This is a genomic window from Marinobacter santoriniensis NKSG1 (assembly GCF_000347775.1).
In the GTDB taxonomy this organism is placed as follows: Bacteria; Pseudomonadota; Gammaproteobacteria; order Pseudomonadales; family Oleiphilaceae; genus Marinobacter; species Marinobacter santoriniensis.
The window spans coordinates 12922-30896 of sequence record NZ_APAT01000013.1; the positions used below are offsets into that span (position 1 = coordinate 12922).

General features: G+C 59.2%; 14 protein-coding genes and 1 pseudogene. 12 read left to right on the forward strand and 3 right to left on the reverse strand.

What is annotated here, in order from left to right:
• The 6 genes from MSNKSG1_RS03885 to MSNKSG1_RS03910 all read left to right on the forward strand — a co-directional run bounded on the left by MSNKSG1_RS03885 (position 1) and on the right by MSNKSG1_RS03910 (position 6220).
• A complete protein-coding gene (locus MSNKSG1_RS03885) occupies positions 1–2205 on the forward strand; it encodes a xanthine dehydrogenase family protein molybdopterin-binding subunit (RefSeq protein WP_008937937.1) in 2205 nt (734 codons plus the stop codon).
• Positions 2198–3196, forward strand: a complete 999-nt coding sequence (locus MSNKSG1_RS03890; RefSeq protein ID WP_008937938.1) for an XdhC family protein — start codon at positions 2198–2200, stop codon at positions 3194–3196. Before MSNKSG1_RS03885 ends, MSNKSG1_RS03890 begins: the two co-directional genes overlap by 8 nt.
• A gap of 69 nt (positions 3197–3265) precedes the next feature.
• Entirely contained in the window at positions 3266–3892 is a 627-nt protein-coding gene (locus MSNKSG1_RS03895; protein WP_040886663.1) for a methylthioribulose 1-phosphate dehydratase, read from the forward strand.
• Positions 3889–4449 carry a 1,2-dihydroxy-3-keto-5-methylthiopentene dioxygenase gene (locus MSNKSG1_RS03900; protein WP_008937940.1) on the forward strand — a complete coding sequence of 187 codons (561 nt, stop codon included), beginning with the start codon at positions 3889–3891 and terminating at the stop codon, positions 4447–4449. Before MSNKSG1_RS03895 ends, MSNKSG1_RS03900 begins: the two co-directional genes overlap by 4 nt.
• Positions 4446–5135, forward strand: a complete 690-nt coding sequence (gene mtnC / locus MSNKSG1_RS03905) for an acireductone synthase (protein ID WP_008937941.1) — start codon at positions 4446–4448, stop codon at positions 5133–5135. Before MSNKSG1_RS03900 ends, mtnC begins: the two co-directional genes overlap by 4 nt.
• Before the next feature lie 26 nt (positions 5136–5161).
• Complete coding sequence (locus tag MSNKSG1_RS03910; RefSeq protein ID WP_008937942.1) at positions 5162–6220, forward strand: DUF3080 domain-containing protein; 1059 nt, start codon at positions 5162–5164, stop codon at positions 6218–6220.
• Here MSNKSG1_RS03910 and MSNKSG1_RS03915 read toward each other — a convergent pair.
• The 3 genes and pseudogenes from MSNKSG1_RS03915 to arsC form a co-directional block, all read right to left on the reverse strand.
• Positions 6217–8016 (reverse strand): GspE/PulE family protein, encoded by a 1800-nt coding sequence (locus tag MSNKSG1_RS03915; RefSeq protein WP_008937943.1) that lies wholly within the window; start codon positions 8014–8016, stop codon positions 6217–6219. The two genes, MSNKSG1_RS03910 and MSNKSG1_RS03915, sit on opposite strands and share 4 nt — an antisense overlap.
• Before the next feature lie 36 nt (positions 8017–8052).
• The gene (locus MSNKSG1_RS03920) at positions 8053–8412 is read right to left on the reverse strand and encodes a DUF2069 domain-containing protein (RefSeq protein ID WP_008937944.1); all 360 of its coding nucleotides are present in this window, start codon (positions 8410–8412) and stop codon (positions 8053–8055) included.
• Positions 8413–8425: 13 nt separating this feature from the next.
• Positions 8426–8779, reverse strand: a pseudogene (gene arsC / locus MSNKSG1_RS03925) (arsenate reductase (glutaredoxin)).
• A 72-nt stretch (positions 8780–8851) separates the two neighbouring features.
• On the opposite strand from arsC, the gene MSNKSG1_RS03930 reads away from it, so the two are divergent.
• From MSNKSG1_RS03930 to kdsA, 6 genes are all read left to right on the forward strand, one after another.
• Complete coding sequence (locus tag MSNKSG1_RS03930) at positions 8852–9319, forward strand: TlpA family protein disulfide reductase (RefSeq protein WP_008937947.1); 468 nt, start codon at positions 8852–8854, stop codon at positions 9317–9319.
• A 43-nt stretch (positions 9320–9362) separates the two neighbouring features.
• Positions 9363–12845, forward strand: coding sequence for a DNA polymerase III subunit alpha (gene dnaE / locus MSNKSG1_RS03935; protein WP_008937948.1), 3483 nt, complete (start codon positions 9363–9365; stop codon positions 12843–12845).
• Between the two features lie 193 nt (positions 12846–13038).
• Positions 13039–13992, forward strand: a complete 954-nt coding sequence (gene accA / locus MSNKSG1_RS03940; RefSeq protein WP_008937949.1) for an acetyl-CoA carboxylase carboxyl transferase subunit alpha — start codon at positions 13039–13041, stop codon at positions 13990–13992.
• Complete coding sequence (tilS, locus tag MSNKSG1_RS03945) at positions 13976–15325, forward strand: tRNA lysidine(34) synthetase TilS (RefSeq protein ID WP_040886628.1); 1350 nt, start codon at positions 13976–13978, stop codon at positions 15323–15325. The genes accA and tilS overlap by 17 nt, the downstream gene beginning before the upstream one ends.
• 88 nt (positions 15326–15413) lie before the next feature.
• Positions 15414–17042, forward strand: a complete 1629-nt coding sequence (locus tag MSNKSG1_RS03950; protein WP_008937951.1) for a CTP synthase — start codon at positions 15414–15416, stop codon at positions 17040–17042.
• Between the two features lie 2 nt (positions 17043–17044).
• Positions 17045–17890 carry a 3-deoxy-8-phosphooctulonate synthase gene (gene kdsA / locus MSNKSG1_RS03955; RefSeq protein ID WP_008937952.1) on the forward strand — a complete coding sequence of 282 codons (846 nt, stop codon included), beginning with the start codon at positions 17045–17047 and terminating at the stop codon, positions 17888–17890.
• Positions 17891–17975: the final 85 nt, after the last annotated feature.

A 17975-nucleotide genomic window follows, 5' to 3' on the forward strand; every position in this document is an offset into this window, starting at 1 on the left:
ATGAGCCTGAATCGCCGTGAGTTCCTGAAAGTCAGTGCCGGTGCTTCCGGTAGTCTCCTGCTGTCGCTCTCCCTGCCCGGATGTGCCGGCCTGCAAACCGGCTATCAGGAAGAGACCGGACAATGGCGCCCGGATGCCTGGCTGGAGCTGACCCGGGACGACAGAATCTTCTTTACTTTGGCTCGCGTCGAGATGGGGCAGGGAACCTATACGGGACTGACCACCCTTATTGCCGAAGAACTTGACGTGCGGCCAGAAACGATCGAGCAGCGGTTCGCCCCCGTTGCCGATGAATACCGCAATCCGCTCTACAACCTGCAGCTCACCGGAGGCAGTACCAGTGTTGCCACGAGTTGGGAGCCGTTACGGACCGCTGGGGCCTCTGCCCGGCAAATGCTGGTTATGGCCGCGGCACGGGTCTGGAATGTCGAGGCTATCAATTGCTCGACCCGGGAAGGCCGGGTTGTGCACCCCAACGGCATTGATTCCATGCCCTACGGCAAGCTCGTGGAGCTGGCGTCAAAAGAAGTCATTCGTGGCGACGTAGCGCTCAAACCACGGGATCAATGGAAATACATCGGCAAACAGAACCACCGGCTGGACGCTGAGTTGAAAAGTACCGGAGCACCCATCTATGGCATCGATGTGGAGCTGCCCGAGATGGTGCATGCCGTGGTGACCCGGTCACCCCGCTATGGCGGCAAGGCCCGGGAATTCAATGCCGACAGTGTCAGGGCCATGCCCGGTGTTCTTGATGTTTTCGAGATCGACCGCGGGATTGCCGTCGTCGCTGACAAGTATTGGCGTGCCCGCAAAGCACAGGCTGCCTTGAAGGTCGACTGGGATTACAGTGAAGCTCTGGGGCTCTCCACGGCAGACGTTTTCGAATCGTATTCCAGGGCCGCGAAAGACGAGGAGGGCGAGTCCGAACGAAGTGAAGGCGATTACGACGAGGCCGAGGCGTCGGCAGATAAGGTGGTCGAGGCGGAATATGAGCAGCCGTACCTTGCCCACTCCACCCTGGAACCGATGAATGCAACCGCCTGGTACCGGGGTGCCCGGATGGAAGTCTGGGCGGCCACCCAAGGACCCGACCTGGCGCGTATTGCGGTGGCGAGGGTGACGGATCTGTCACCTGAGGATGTCACCGTCAACACGACCTTTCTTGGGGGCGGCTTTGGTCGGCGACTGACCCAGGATTATATCGAAGAAGTGGCCGCCATCGCGTTCAGGACCGATCGCCCGGTCAAGCTGATCTGGTCGCGCGAAGAGGATACCCAACACGATCTCTACCGCCCCGCGATGCTTCATCGAATGAAAGCGAGCCTGAAACAGGGTGATGTGACCGGCTGGCACCATCAGATCGTGGGTCCGCAGATCCTGAACTGGTACGTCCGGAACGCCGGGCCGGCCCAGTTCCCCTGGACACCAAAATTTCTATACGACACGCTGGGTACGGTGGGTGTGTGGGCCGAAGGCATTGCCACCCCCAAGGACACCTCAGCCATCGAAGGCGCGGTGGAATACCCTTACCAGGTCGCTAATATCGATATCCGGCATACCCAGACCGATCCCGGCGTGCCAATCAGTTATTGGCGGTCGGTCGGCTATTCCCATAATGGCTTTGCCGTGGAAACGTTCATGGATGAGCTGGCCCACGAGGCCGGAGAGGACCCCTATCGCTTCCGCCGCCGGATGCTGGCTCAGGAACCGCGGTACCTGGCGGTACTGGACCGTGTTGCCCGGCTCGGTAACTGGAGCGGTGACTTGCCCGACGGCAGGGCGCGGGGCATTGCCGTGGTTCGAAGTTTTGGTACCTATGTGGCTCAGGTTGTGGAAGCCGGAATCGAGAATGGAGCGATTCGGGTGTATCGGGTGTCGGCCGCGGTTGACTGCGGACAGGCCATCAACCCGCGGATCGTTTCGGATCAGATCGAGGGCGGGATCCTGTTTGGCCTGACCGCCGCGCTCTATGGCGAGATTACCCTTGAGCAGGGTGAAGTGCAGCAAAGCAATTTCCACAACTATCAACTGCTTCGCCAGTACGACAAACCCGAGGTGGCGGTGGATATTATTGATAGCCAGGCGGCGCCCACTGGTGTGGGTGAGCCGGGCGTGCCGCCGGTGATCCCCGCGCTTGGTAACGCGCTTTTTGCCCTGACGGGCAAACGCCAACGAACCCTGCCGTTGAAAGCCGATGCCTGACTCCGCGCCGCCCCTGATGTCCATGAATGACCAGAGATCTGTTCTTGCCTCCGTTCGCAACTGGCTGGCGGAGGGAGAGCGGGTGTGGTTGTGCACGATTATCGAGACATGGGGGTCATCGCCGCGCCCAGCCGGTTCCTGGCTGGCGGTTTCGGAGTCGGGACGCTGGCGGGGGTCCGTATCCGGAGGTTGCCTGGAGGAAGATCTGCTGCGGCGCGCCTCGGATGATGAAGATGACAGCCCCAAAGTGGTTGAGTACGGTATAACCGACGACGATCGCGATCATTTCCAGTTACCCTGTGGTGGGCGGATTCGCCTGCTGGTGGAGCCGCTTACGGCGGAACGATCGGGCGCCCATATTGACGAGGTCTGTCGTTCCCTCGAGGATCGAAAGCCGCTCGTCCGGGAGGTGCGGGTTGATCACGGAAATGCGCAGGCGAGTTCAGCGGATGCAAAGGCCCGCAACGGTGTCGAATTCGATGGATTGGTGGTTCGCCACACGCTCCAGCCCGAATGTCGTTTGCTGCTGATTGGTGCCGGTGAGGTCGCACGGCATGTCGCCGACTTCGCCTCGGCTGCCGGCTTTGAGGTCACCCTGTGTGAACCCCGTGATACCTTCGCGGATGGTTGGAATTACCCCCACATTCCACTGAGCCGGCGCTTGCCGGACGATCTGGTGGCCGAGTCCTACCAGGATCCATGGTGCGGCATTCTCGCGCTTGCCCACGATCCCCGTATTGACGATATGGGGTTGCTGGCGGCGCTTCATTCATCGGCGTTCTACGTGGGCGCAATGGGCTCCCGAAAGACCTCCGATGCGCGTCGGGAACGCCTGGCATCCCTGGGCCTGGAGGATGATCGCCTGGTCCGCCTCCGGGCGCCTATTGGGGTTGATATTCCCAGTAAGACGCCGGCCGAAATCGCGATTTCTATCGTGGCGGACCTGATCGCCGCAAGACATGATTTGCGGGCTGCTCAAGCCGGCCTATAATGGCCGCAAACAGGGGGCGGAAGACAGGGAAGGTTGATGCTCCCCGGCCCATTCCTGCTGGAGAACACCGTGTTCGATGTCATCCGATACGCCGTTGCCGCCGATTCCATTATCGAGGCCGGTCGCTTCCTCTATCAGCGTGGCTGGTCCCCGGCAACCAGCAGTAACTACTCCGAACGCATTGATGATCAGCACATTGCGATCACCGTATCCGGCCGTCACAAGGGCCAGTTGTCTGCTGGAGACATCATGGTCGTGGATCTTGATGGCGGTGCGGTACAGAGCAACAGCCGGTCCTCTGCGGAAACCCGTCTACACACCGTGTTGTATCAACTGTTCCCGGAAGTAGGGGCGGTGCTGCATACTCATTCCGTGAAGGCGACGGTACTGAGTCGGTTGATTGCTCCGGGGCACTCACTGGAACTGGAGGGCTACGAGTTGCAAAAAGCGTTCGCCGGCGTAGAGACCCATGAATCCGTGCTGACCGTGCCTGTTTTTGCGAACACCCAGGATATTGATGCGCTCGCCGAAGAGACAAAGAGCTGGTTCCGTGAACACCCCGGCCAGCCCGGTTATCTGATCCGTGGTCACGGCCTCTATACCTGGGGCAAAACCATGGAGGACTGCCTTCGTCATGTGGAAGCGTTTGAATTTCTTTTTGATTGTGAACTTGAAACCATGAGGGTTCGCCCATGACCACCTTGAGCATTTTTGACCAGAACCAGCCGGATCGTGCCCATACCGTTACCCGGGATACCGCGCAGATCCGCGAAAGGCTGGCGGAGCAGGGTATCCGCTTTGAGCAGTGGCCGACCCGGGATCTGCCGGCAGACGCAACACCCGAGAGCATTCTTGAGGCCTACGGTGATGAAATCGCTCGCCTCAAGGAGGAATCCGGTTTCCAGACCGCCGATGTTATAAGCCTGAATCCGGACAACCCAAAAAAAGGGGAGCTGCGCCAAAAGTTCCTGGACGAACATGTGCACAGCGAAGACGAAGTACGCTTTTTCGTCCGTGGTAACGGCCTGTTCTATCTCCACCTTGGTGATCAGATTTACGCCGTGCTTTGCGAGAAAAACGACCTCATCAGTGTGCCCGATGGCACCCGTCACTGGTTTGACATGGGGCCGGAGCCCGCATTCACCTGTATTCGCCTGTTTTCTAACCCCGAGGGCTGGGTGGCCGACTTCACCGGCGAGGATATCGCCAGCCATCTCCCGCGCTATGAGGCGCTTGCGGGGGCCGGCGGATGATCCGGGTGATCCTGACCGACATCGAGGGAACGACCAGCTCGATTTCGTTTGTTCACGATGTGCTGTTCCCGTTCGCCACCAGGCACCTTCCGGGGTTTATTCGCGAGCACGTCGATGAACCCGCCGTATCGGAGCAGCTTGATGAGGTTGCCAGGGTTTCCGGGGTTGACCGGAGCGACCTGGAGGGCCTGATTGACGCGTTGTCGGGCTGGATCCGGGACGACCGCAAAGAGACTTCCCTCAAGGCGCTCCAGGGAATGGTCTGGGAGCAGGGGTATCAGGAGGGTGAGCTGAAAGGTCACATCTATCCGGATGCAGCGGACTACCTTCAACGTTGGCATGATCGGGGCCTGAGGCTGTTCGTATATTCCTCGGGGTCGGTCAAGGCCCAGAAACTGATTTTTGGTTTTACGACCGAAGGCGACTTCACTCCGTTCTTTTCCGGGTATTTTGATACCCGGATCGGCGGCAAGAAAGACGCGGCGTCGTACCGCAATATCCTGGGAGAGCTTGGTGTCGAGGCCGGCACAGTGCTGTTTCTTTCCGATGTGGAAGCAGAACTGGAAGCGGCCGAGAGCGCCGGCATGAAAACGGCCTGGCTGGTGAGGGACGGCGATCTGCCGGAAACCGCCCGGCATGTCGCCCGAAACTTTGCGGAGGTGGATACGCTGCTGCGCAAGCGTTGATCCTCCGGTATCCGGAGACAGCGACCATGACACTGGCACATTGTATTCTGAGGTTATGGCCACTTCTGCTGTTTCCGTTGCTCTCTGCCTGCAATCCGTTCTCCAGCGCCCGCCCGATGATGGATGAGTACGTGGAGCGGGTGGCGCGGGTGCTTGAAACCGAACCCCGCTATTCGCCAGTGCCGCAGGCAGACCAGATCCCGCGCCGCCGGGACCGGGTGCTGGAGATGCCCGACCTGGAGCTGGGCATGCTGGACTTTCTGTCGCTATACGGCTGTGAGCTTCAGCATGTGGTTGGCGAGAAGAATTCGGTCATGGGGCGGGTCATGCAGCCTCTGAATCGTCTTCGCTACGAACTCCGATTCATTCATGCTGCCCGGGCGTGTATCGGGGCTATCGACGACGAAGATCTGAAAGCCACGCTCAAGAAAGCCATTGAGAGTAAGCGCAAATCTCTCCCCATCGCGGTCTGGAATGGTACCTGGGGTGTGGAAGAGGTCGAGACCCTGTTTACGTTGGCCAAGGGGTCCTATCCGGTGGCTGCGGACGGCGACCCGGTATCGGATCTGGCGAGAGAAATCAGCCGTCTTGATGTTGCCGTCAAGAAGCTGGTTACCGGGGACCTGGACGTGTCTCTGGATTTCGCCGGAGAGGTCCAGCAGCGCTGGCAGGCTGAATACCGTGCCGGTCAGCTGATCAACAGCGCGAACCTGCTCGTGACCCGGCTACGGGATGCCACCCGGATCATCCGCGCCAGGCTTGATGATCGCCCGCTTTGCCTCAATGGCAAACCCAACAACCAGTCGGACATCGTCAAAAGCATGTTTTTCAGCGTCTACGTTGAGAAGGTACAGCCATACCTGGCTGATGTGCGTCGTGCCCGGGATGAACTGATGGTACCGCTCGGGCGCCTCGCGACACTGCAGCAGGCGACCATGCCGGGTTCGTTCCGGGAGTGGTACGAACGCTATTTGGCCATGACTGGAGAGGGCAGCCTCTGGCGCGCGCTGGACGAGGCGATGAGCATGCATACCAAAGCCTGGCAGGACCTGTTGGGCCAATGCGGGCTGCGCCCGGGCGCCTAGCGCTGGCTCTCGGGGGTCACCCGCAGGATTTCCTCGACGGTGGTCTGTCCGGCTGCCACTTTCTGTGCGCCGCTCAGTCGCAGAGACTTCATGCCTTCCTTGTAGGCATCCAGTCGCAGCTGTTCCAGTTGGCACTGTTCGGTGATCTGCCGGTTCAGGTTATCCGAAAGCGTCATGATTTCGTAGACGCCCGCACGGCCAAGATAGCCGGTGTTTCGGCACTCTAGGCAACCAACGGGTTCGTAGAAGGTCTTCGGCGCCGGTGCTTTCCAGGGACGGGTGAGGGTCCGCCACGCTTCTTCCTCGACCGGAGCCGGGCGCTTGCAATGAGGGCAAAGGGTTCTTGCCAGTCGCTGGGCCATTACGCCGAGTACGGTTGCGCGTATCAGATAGGGCGGTATACCCAGTTCCATCAGCCGGGTAATGGCACTCGGTGCATCGTTGGTGTGTAGCGTGGTGAGTACCAGGTGGCCCGTAAGCGCCGCCTGAACCGCCATTTCGGCGGTTTCAAGATCGCGGATTTCCCCGATCATGATGATGTCGGGATCCTGTCGCAGGAGTGCCCGGATCCCCGCCGCGAACGTCAGTTCGATGTTGGTTTGTACCTGCATCTGGTTGAATGCCGGCTCCACCATTTCAATCGGGTCCTCGATCGTGCAGATATTGAGTTCTGGTGAGGATATCTGCTTGAGCGTGGAATACAGGGTGGTGGTTTTACCCGAACCGGTAGGGCCGGTGACCAGCACAATGCCGTGGGGATGCGCGGTGATATCGTGCCAGCGTTCCTGGTCGTCCTTGCTGAAACCCAGTTGCTCGTAGGACTTGAGCAGGACTTCCGGATCAAAGATCCGCAAAACCATCTTTTCACCAAACGCCGTCGGCATGGTCGCAAGACGAAGCTCGACTTCGCTGTTATCCGGTTTCCGGGTTTTGATCCGTCCGTCCTGTGGTCGTCTCTTTTCTGCCACGTTCAGGCGCCCGAGAATCTTCAGGCGACTGGTCACGGCGACCCCGACGTGCTCGGGGAATTCGTAGACGTTGTGAAGAACGCCGTCAATCCGGAACCGGACGCGGGTCAGGTTCCGCCGCGGTTCGATGTGGATGTCCGAGGCCCGCTGGTCAAACGCGTACTGGAGCAACCAGTCGACGATTCGCACCACGTGCTGATCGTTGGCGTCCGGATTTTCATTGGTGCCCAGGTCCAGGAGCTGTTCGAAGTTCTGGTTCCCGGACCCGGCTGCCTGGCCACTGGCTTTGCTCACGGAATTGGCAAGTTGGTAGAACTCGACGGTGTACCGGCGAATATCCTCGGGATTGGCCACAACTCGCCGGATATCGCGGCGAACGGCTTGCTGGAGGTTGCTCTCCCAGTCGGTTTTGAAGGGTTCGGCGCTGGCGACAACCACTTCGTTGGCATCGATCTCGACGGCCAGTATGCCGTGGCGCTGGGCAAAGGCGTAGGACATCACCCGGGCAATGGCCGGCGAATCTATCTTCAGGGGGTCGATGTGATAGTAGGGTTGTCCCGACCAGTCAGCCAGCCAGCGAGTGAGGCGCTCAAGATCCAGAGACCGACCGTCCTGTTCACTCTTCAGGCCCGCGATGGCAACCAGCTCCAGAGGGTGTCGCTTCCCGGCCTCCCGGCTTCCTGTCGCTGTGCCCAGATTCGCGGACATGACCCGCTCCGCATCGGCCTGGCTGATCTCACCGGTCCGCTCAAGGGCAGTGCAGAGCTCCCGGAGTGACAGGGCTGCGCCGCTGGTGCGCTGGGCTTCAAAGCGAGTTTGTTGCACCATGAATCGTGACTCCGGAGTCGGGTTCTGGAAGTTCTGTCAGCCTGCTGGGGGCCGGTTGACCTTGAGGTGGATCATGGCACTGACAAATAGCAGCAGGGTAAGCGCCGTGAGTATGACCGGTCCCGGCGCACCCTCGCTGAGCCACGCCGAAACGACTGCCTGGGTGAAGTAGAAAATCACCACGAAAGCCATCCAGATGTAACCCCGGTTATGGCCCCGGAATACCGGAACCGCGAATGCCAGCAGCGGGATAAGCTTTACCGACAATATCAAGGTTACCGATACTCCCTCGACAGGCGCCGGGAAAAACGTGGTAACGACGAGCGTGGCCAGTACCGCAAGGTACAGCAGGATGGTTACCCTGGCCGTGAGTTTGGCCGTGTCATTTTGAAGCATAGGGAAATCCGGTTCAGAGAATCGACAGAACGTTTTCCGGCGGGCGGCCCATAGCCGCTTTGCCGTCGTGGATGACAATCGGGCGCTCGATCAGTTTTGGCGTGGCTACCATCGCCTAGATCAATGCCTGCCGGCCGAGATCGGGATTGTCGAGCCCCATCTCTTTGTATTCCGTTTCCTTGGTGCGCATCAGGTCACGCGGTTCAAAATCGAGCAGATCGAGGATGCGTGTGAGCTCCTCCACTGTCGGGGGTGTTTCGAGATAGCGTATAATCTCCGGTTCGATGCCACGCTCTTTCAGGAGTTCCAGTGTTTGTCGTGATTTGGAGCAGCGCGGGTTGTGGAAAATCCGGGTCGGTTCTGTCATCTTCGGGCCTGATTTTGTCTGAATGAGATCAGCGGGTTATTCGAGGCCCGTAGTCTAACAGGAGGCGTAAACGTGCAGTACCCCGTTTCGGTCTGGCCCGGTCGATGGCTGATGGTTGTTCTGATGATCACACTGTCGGCTCTGGTGGCTGGATGTCAGAAGCAGGAGTTTGCGCGTGCCGACGGTCCGAAGCTGAATTGGGACAATCTCCGCAACCAGTGGGTTCTGGTCAATTACTGGGCTGAGTGGTGCAAGCCCTGTCGAGAGGAAATTCCCGAGCTGAATAATCTGGACAAGGCACCGGACATCGCCGTGCTCGGCGTGAACTTCGATGGTGTAACGGGTGCGGAGCTGACCGACCTCGGCGCCCGGATGGGCATTGAATATACAATGCTGGCGGAGGACCCGGGCAAGCGCTTCGGGTGGGAGACCCCCATGGCCTTGCCGGCAACGTTCGTTGTCAACCCGGACGGCGATCTGGTGGAAGTCAGATTCGGCCCACAGACAGAAGCGGACATCCGGTCGCTGATTGGCGGTTGACCCGTTCCAACATACAGAAAACCAGCAGGAAAAGCCTCACGTTATGGCGCAGACCTTCGTACATCTTCGCGTACATTCCGAATACTCCATGGTGGACGGCCTGGTTCGTGTGAAACCTCTGGTCAGCCGCGTTGCCGAGCTGGGTATGCCGGCGGTCGGCCTGACTGAACAGTCCAACATGTGTTCGTTGGTGCGTTTCTACAAGGCGGCTGTGGGTGCGGGCGTCAAGCCCATAATCGGGGCGGATCTGTGGCTGGAAAATCCTGACGAGCCTGACAACCCGTTTCGCCTGACACTCCTGGCGCGCAACAGTGACGGCTATCTGAACCTGACCGAAATCATTTCCCTGGGCTACACCGAGGGTCAGCGGTTCGGCAAGCCCATCATCCAGCGTCGGTGGCTGGAGGAACGCGCCGCCGGCCTGATCGCGCTGTCTGGTGCCAAGCAGGGTGATGTCGGTAAGGCCCTGTTGGCTGGCAAGCCTGAGCTGGCCCGGGAGCGCGCGGCATACTGGACCAACCTGTACCCCGACAGCTATTACCTTGAGCTCCAGCGAACCGGCCGTCCCGGGGACGAAGACTGCCTGCACATGAGTGTCGAGCTGGCCTCCCGGCTCGATCTGCCGGTAGTGGCGACCAACGATGTGCATTTTCTGGAGGCGGACGACTTCGAGGCGCACGAGGCGCGGGTCTGCATTGGCGAGAGTCGGACGCTGGACGATCCTCGACGGGATCGACGCTTCAGCGATCAACAATACCTTCGCAGTGCCGGGGAAATGATCGAGCTGTTCGAGGATATTCCCGAAGCCATCGAAAACACCGTTGAAATTGCTCGCCGCTGTTCGGTGACAGTTCGGATGGGAGAGTATTTCCTGCCCAATTACCCCATTCCGGACGGTATGACGATGGACGACTATTTCCGTCAGGTGTCGGAAGAAGGGCTCGAGGCCAGGCTGGAAACCATCCTCGAAAGGGACGACCCGGACTACGAGGAAAAGCGGGCCGCCTATTACAAACGGCTCAACTTCGAGCTGGATATCATTATTCAGATGGGGTTCCCGGGTTACTTCCTCATCGTGATGGACTTCATTAAATGGGCCAAGAATAACGGCGTGCCAGTGGGGCCTGGCCGTGGGTCCGGTGCCGGTTCGCTGGTGGCCTATGCCTTGTTGATCACCGACCTTGATCCTCTGGAATACGATCTGCTGTTCGAGCGGTTCCTGAACCCGGAGCGGGTCTCGATGCCCGACTTCGACGTCGACTTCTGTATGGAAGGTCGGGACCGCGTCATTGACTACACCGCCGAGAAATACGGTCGGGAAGCGGTGTCGCAGATCATTACCTTTGGAACCATGGCCGCCAAGGCGGTTGTGAGGGACGTGGCGCGGGTGCAGGGCAAATCCTATGGGCTCGCGGATAAACTTTCCAAACTGATTCCATTTGAAGTGGGCATGACCCTGGAAAAGGCCATTGAGCAGGAACCCCAGCTCAAGGAATTCCTGGAACAGGACGAAGAGGCCCAGGAAATCTGGGAGATGGCCCTTAAGTTGGAAGGGGTGTGCAGGAACGCCGGCAAGCACGCCGGTGGTGTGGTCATCGCACCCACCAAGATTACCGATTTCTCGCCACTGTACTGCGATGACGAAGGCGGCAGCCTCGTTACCCAGTTCGACAAAGGTGACGTGGAGGAAGCCGGCCTGGTCAAGTTCGACTTCCTCGGGCTGCGGACGCTCACGATCATCAAGTGGGCCCTGCACATGATTAATCCCCGGCGCGAAAAGCGCGGCGAGGGGATACTTGATATCAGCGCCATCCCGCTGGACGACAAGCCGTCCTTCGAAATGCTCAAGCGTGCGGAAACCACGGCGGTTTTCCAGCTTGAATCCCGTGGTATGAAAGACCTCATCCGCCGTCTTCAGCCCGATTCCCTGGAGGACATGATCGCTCTGGTGGCCCTGTTCCGACCCGGCCCCCTTCAGTCAGGCATGGTGGATGACTTCATCGACCGGAAGCACGGTCGTCAGCCGATGTCCTATCCACATCCGGATTATCAGTACGAGGGTCTGAAGCCGGTGCTGGAGCCCACTTACGGGGTTATCCTCTACCAGGAGCAGGTCATGCAGATTGCTCAGGTGATGGCCGGATACACCCTGGGCGGTGCAGACATGCTCCGGCGTGCAATGGGTAAAAAGAAGCCTGAGGAAATGGCCAAGCAGAAGGCGATTTTCCTGGATGGCTGCGAGAACAACGGCATCGATAAGACGCTGGCCGAGAACATCTTTGATCTGGTGGAAAAATTCGCCGGATACGGCTTCAACAAGTCGCACTCGGCGGCCTACGCACTGGTTTCCTACCAGACACTCTGGCTCAAGGCCCATTACCCGGCGGAATTCATGGCGGCGGTGCTCACTGCCGATATGCAGAATACCGACAAGGTCGTGACGCTGGTGGAAGAGTGCCGGAACATGAAGCTGGATCTGGTCCTACCGGATGTCAGCCGTTCCGAATACACGTTTACCGTCAACGACGAGGGCCAGATTGTTTATGGTCTGGGGGCCATCAAAGGGCTCGGCGAGGGCCCGATCGACAGCATCGTGGCGGCGGCGAAAGAGGGTGGGCCGTTCGAGGATATCTTTGATTTCTGTCGGCGCGTTGATCTCAAGAAAGTGAACAAGCGGGCGATGGAAGCCCTTATCCGGGCAGGGGCGATGGACAAGCTCGGTCCGGGCCGTGCCCAGTTAATGGCCAGTATCGACAAAGCGGTTCAGCAGGCCGATCAGCAGTCCCGCAACGATGCGGCCGGCATGATGGACATGTTTGGTGAGATGCTGCAGGGCGGCGAAGACGGAGACCCATACTCGGACGTGGCGAACGTCCGTGAGTGGCCGGAAAAACAGCGGCTGAAAGGCGAGAAGGATACCCTTGGCCTCTACCTGACCGGTCACCCGTTCGATGAATACGAGAAGGAAGTTCGACGTTTCGTGCGCTCGTCCATAGCCGATCTCAAGCCTAACAAGTCACCCCAGAGAGTGGCCGGGTTGGTCGTCGCCCAGCGCACCATGAAAACCCGCACCGGCTCCACCATGTGCTTTATTACGCTTGATGACCGCAGTGCCCGTATTGAAGCCACATTGTTCTCCGAAACCTTTTTCGAAAACCGGGAACTGCTGCAGTCGGACCAGGTGATCGTGGTAGAGGGTCAGGTGAGCCACGATGACTACTCGGGACAGATGAAAATGCGGGTCAATTCGGTGCTGGACGTTGCAACGGCGCGGCAACAGTTCAGCCGTGGCCTGAAACTCGCGCTCAAGACGGACCAGTTGCAGAATGGCCTGTTGGACAAGCTGGACGAGACGCTGCGTCCCTTCCGTTGTGACGGCAGTCCGGTGTGGATTGAATACAGCAGCCCCCATGCCAGAACCCGGATCGAGCTGGGTGAATCCTGGCGGGTGCAGCCCGATGACAATCTCCTGTTGGAGCTTCGTTACCTGGTGGGCGACCAATCCGTGGAACTGGTCTATGATTAAGCCACAGAGGCTCTGGAAATGCCGGTAGAGTCCAGCTCCTGAAACGGCTAAGTGGTTCATGAATTACGGTTTTGTCATAAAACGGCATCATACCAATGTCCGCTTTAGCCGGACTTCGGGCGCTGTTATCTTTGTCCCAAATTCTGGTTTTGGCGACCCATGGGGTCGTCAGGCAATCAAATGATGGAACATCATGAACCCAAATTACCTGGATTTCGAACAGCCGATCGCCGACCTCGAAGCCAAGATTGAAGAGCTTCGAATGGTCGGTAACGACACCGACATCAACATTACCGACGAGATCAGTCGCCTTAAGAAGAAAAGCGTCAGTCTCACGGAAAGCATCTTCTCCGATCTTCAGCCATGGGATATCGCCCGCCTGGCGCGACATCCAAGGCGTCCTTACACGCTCGACTATATCGAGATGATTTTCGAGGATTTCGATGAGCTGCACGGGGACCGTCGCTACGCTGACGATCTGGCCATCGTGGGTGGTACCGCCCGTCTGAACGACAGGCCGGTCATGGTGATCGGCCACCAGAAAGGTCGTGAAGTCCGGGACAAGGTGAAGCGGAATTTTGGCATGCCTCGGCCAGAAGGTTACCGCAAGGCCTTGCGCCTGATGGAAATGGCTGAGCGTTTCAATATGCCGATCCTGACCTTTATTGATACCCCGGGTGCCTATCCCGGCATTGGCGCCGAGGAGCGTGGCCAGAGCGAGGCGATTGCCTTTAACCTGGCCGTCATGTCCCGCCTGAAAACGCCGATTATCTCCACGGTGATCGGTGAAGGTGGTTCCGGCGGTGCCCTCGCTATCGGTGTCTGCGATCAGCTGAATATGTTGCAGTATTCCACCTACGCGGTGATCTCCCCTGAGGGGTGTGCCTCGATTTTGTGGAAGAGTGCGGAATACGCCGCGCAGGCGGCAGAGGCCATGGGCGTAACCGCCGATCGCCTGAAGGACCTTGGGCTGGCGGACAACGTCATTGCCGAACCCCTGGGCGGTGCCCATCGCAATCCCGAAGCCATGGCGGAGTCACTGAAAGAGACCTTGGCGCAGGGCGTGGCCGAGCTGGCGCGTTTGCCGCAGGATGAGCTGGTTTCCCGCCGTTACGAACGCCTCACCCGCTATGACACCGGGCGATAAGCCCCCAGAAGGTCATACCTGGCCGGAGATTCTGTGCACTTCGGTCAGGTCGCTTCCCGAACACCGGACTTTGTGGATTGCCCTCAGCGGCGGTCTGGATTCAACCCTGCTGGCCCACCTTGCTGCCTATTGCTATCCCACGCCGCACGATGTCCGGGCGATTCACGTCAACCATCAACTCCAGCCTAATGCGGATGCCACCGAACGGTTCTGTCGGCAACTGTGTGAGCAGTTGGCCATTCCGCTGACCTGCCGCCGGGTTGACGTGCAGCGCTCGGGAGGCCGGGCCGGGGGACTCGAGGAATCCGCTCGTCAGGCGCGTTATGACGTCTTTGAGCAGCTGCTGGAGCCCAGTGATCTGTTGCTGATGGCACACCACGCAGACGACCAGGCCGAAACGCTGCTCTTTCGATTGATTCGTGGCACCGGGGTGCGGGGGCTCGCCGGTATGCCGAGGAAGCGTCCGCTCGGAAAAGGTCTGCTTTACCGGCCGTTGCTGGATTTTAGCCGCGGGGATCTATCCGGTTGGGCAACAGCTGCAGGATTGCCATGGATTGACGATCCCAGCAACGCCGATGCACGGTTTGACCGGAACTTCCTGCGGCAGCGTGTGCTACCACTCATCCGATCCCGCTGGCCTGAGCTGAACCGGCGAATCTCCCACACAGCCAGGGCCTGTGGGGAGAGTGTTTTCCTGGCGGATCGGTTGGCGGCACTCCATTGGGAGCAGTGTGCCGATCACTGCGGTCGCCTGGTTATCGAGCGTCTTGCCGGCTTGTGTCCCGTGGAACGGAAAAATCTGATCACCTGGTGGATCCGGGGTGCCGGCTACCCGGAACCTGCGCTTCGAGACTGGGGGCAGGTTATTGGCGAGTTGATTGGAGCTCGCCAGGATGGCGCGCCTGAAATCGTGGGCGAGGGGTTTGCTATCCGTCGTTTCAGTGACCGGCTCTACCTGGTGCCGGCGACGCCGGAGGCATTGCCGGTGGATGCTGAACTGTCCCCGCAACGGCCCCTCAGATGGGGTGAGTGGTCTATCCGTTTGATTCCCGCAAGCGAGCAGACCCTGCCGAATCCTGCAATACGGGTATCTACGAGGCAGGGCGGCGAAACCTTCCAGCCGACTCCGCGGGGGTATGACCGGCCCTTGAAAAAGTGGCTTCAGGAACAGGCGGTTCCACCCTGGGAAAGGGCTCGGTTACCGCTGGTTTTCAGCGTCGAGGGGGATCAGCAAAGACTGATCGCAATTGGCGATTTGTGGTGTTCTGGGCAATACTCGGGAAGCGCTCCTGCCGCCGGCTGGAGGCTGATTGTCGAGCGGGATTGTGATTGAGTCAGGAGGGGGTTTCTGGTAGTCTGGCGTCCCATCTTGAGATGAACAATCTCCCTCCTTCACCGAACCAGATAATCACGGAATCTGCATGACGCGTTATATTTTCGTCACCGGCGGTGTCGTGTCCTCCTTGGGGAAAGGTATTGCGTCTGCCTCTCTGGCAGCCATCCTCGAGGCACGCGGCCTGAAGGTCACTATTCTCAAGCTGGATCCCTACATCAACGTAGACCCCGGCACCATGAGTCCGTTCCAGCACGGTGAGGTATTTGTCACCGAAGATGGGGCTGAAACGGATCTCGACCTTGGCCACTATGAGCGTTTTATCCGTACCCGGATGAGCCGCCGCAACAACTTCACCACAGGCCGTGTCTACGAAGAAGTCATCCGCAAGGAGCGTCGCGGTGATTATCTGGGGGGCACCGTACAGGTCATTCCACACATTACCGACGAAATCAAACGTCGTGTCGTGGAAGGCGCGGCAGGCGTGGATGTGGCACTGATCGAAATTGGTGGCACCGTGGGCGACATCGAATCGTTGCCCTTCCTTGAGGCCTGCCGTCAGCTGAAGGTTGAAGTCGGCCCTCAGCGTGCCCTTTTCATGCACCTGACGCTGGTTCCCTACATCGCCACTGCCGGCGAGATCAAGACCAAGCCGACCCAGCACTCCGTCAAGGAAATGCGCTCCATCGGTCTGCAGCCGGATATCCTGCTGTGTCGATCCGAGCACGAGGTGGATGCCAGCTCCCGTCGCAAGATCGCGCTTTTTACCAACGTGGAAGAACGTGCCGTCATTCCGCTCCAGGACGCCAAGTCCATCTATGCCATCCCGCGGATGCTGCATGAGCATGGTCTCGACCAGTTGGTCATCGAGCGGTTCAATCTGGACGCGCGTTCAGCCGACCTGAGCGAATGGGACGGTGTTGTCGAGGCGCTGATGCATCCGGAGCAGGAAGTGACCATTGCGATGGTTGGCAAATACATGGAGCTTCTGGATGCCTATAAATCCTTGATTGAGTCCCTGCTTCATGCCGGTATCAAGACCCGGACGAAGGTCAACATCAACTACATCGACTCCGAGGACATCGAGCGGGACGGTACCCGGGTTCTGGAGTCGGCTGATGCGATTCTGGTACCGGGTGGCTTTGGTGAGCGTGGAGTCGAGGGTAAGATCCGCACCGTACAGTACGCCCGTGAGAACAAGGTTCCCTATCTGGGTATCTGCCTCGGGATGCAGGTGGCGGTCATCGAATACGCCCGCAATGTTGCAGGTCTCAAAGACGCCCATAGTACCGAATTCCGCACCCACACCCCGGAGCCGGTGGTGGGGCTGATCACGGAATGGCTGGATTCCACCGGTGAACGCGAGGAGCGCACTGAAGAGTCCGATCTGGGCGGTACCATGCGTCTCGGCGCTCAGGACTGCGTCCTCACCGAGGGATCCACGATCGCCAACTGCTATGGCAAGAAAACCATCCGTGAACGCCATCGTCACCGTTATGAGGTGAACAACCATTTCCTGCCCCAGCTGGAAGGTGCCGGTCTTCAGGTTTCCGGTCGATCCACTGACGGAAAACTGGTTGAAGTGGTGGAAGCGCCGGAGCATCCCTGGTTCGTGGCCTGTCAGTTCCACCCGGAATTCACCTCTACCCCCCGGGACGGCCACCCGCTGTTCAAGGGCTTTGTGGCAGCCGCTTTGGCGCACAAAAAGGAGTCCTGAGCATGGCGCAGAGCACGGTCAACGTCTCAGGGATCGAGGTCGCCAACGATAAGCCTTTCGTGCTTTTCGGCGGCATGAACGTGCTCGAATCCCGGGAGCTTGCCTTCGAGGTGGCTGAAGCCTACGTGGAGACCTGTGGTCGCCTGGGAATCCCGTACGTATTCAAGGCGTCGTTCGACAAGGCCAATCGATCTTCTGTGCACTCCTTCCGGGGCCCGGGCCTCGACGAGGGGCTCCAGATCCTCGCTGATATCAAAGCCCGCTTTGGGGTGCCGATTATTTCTGACGTTCACGAGCCGGCCCAAGCCGCTCCTGCGGCGGAAGTCTGTGACATCATCCAACTGCCAGCTTTCCTGAGTCGTCAGACCGACCTGGTGGTGGCGATGGCCGAGACCGGCGCGGTGATTAACGTCAAGAAAGCCCAGTTCCTCGCACCCCAGGAGATGAAGCACATCATCACCAAGTGCGAGGAAGCCGGCAACGACAAGGTTATCCTTTGCGAGCGGGGCAGCAGCTTCGGGTATAACAACCTGGTGGTGGACATGCTCGGCTTCGGCATCATGAAGGCGATGAATGTGCCCGTGATGTTCGATGTAACCCATTCCCTGCAAATGCCCGGCGGACGGGCGGATTCGGCCGGTGGCCGCCGTGCCCAGGTGACCGATCTGGCACTGGCTGGTATGTCCCAGGGACTGGCCGGTTTGTTCCTGGAAGCTCACCCGGACCCGGATAAGGCCAGGTGCGATGGCCCCTGCGCTCTGCGGCTCAGCCAGCTGGAGCCTTTCCTGCAGCGGGTGAAGGCTGTGGATGATCTGGTAAAAAGTTTCAAACCTATCGACACCGCCTGATTGGCGGTGTTCGTTTTGCTTGGGAGTACGAGCAGGTGGGAGATGACTTTCCAAAACACGCTCCTTGCGGCACATCCCTGTGGCG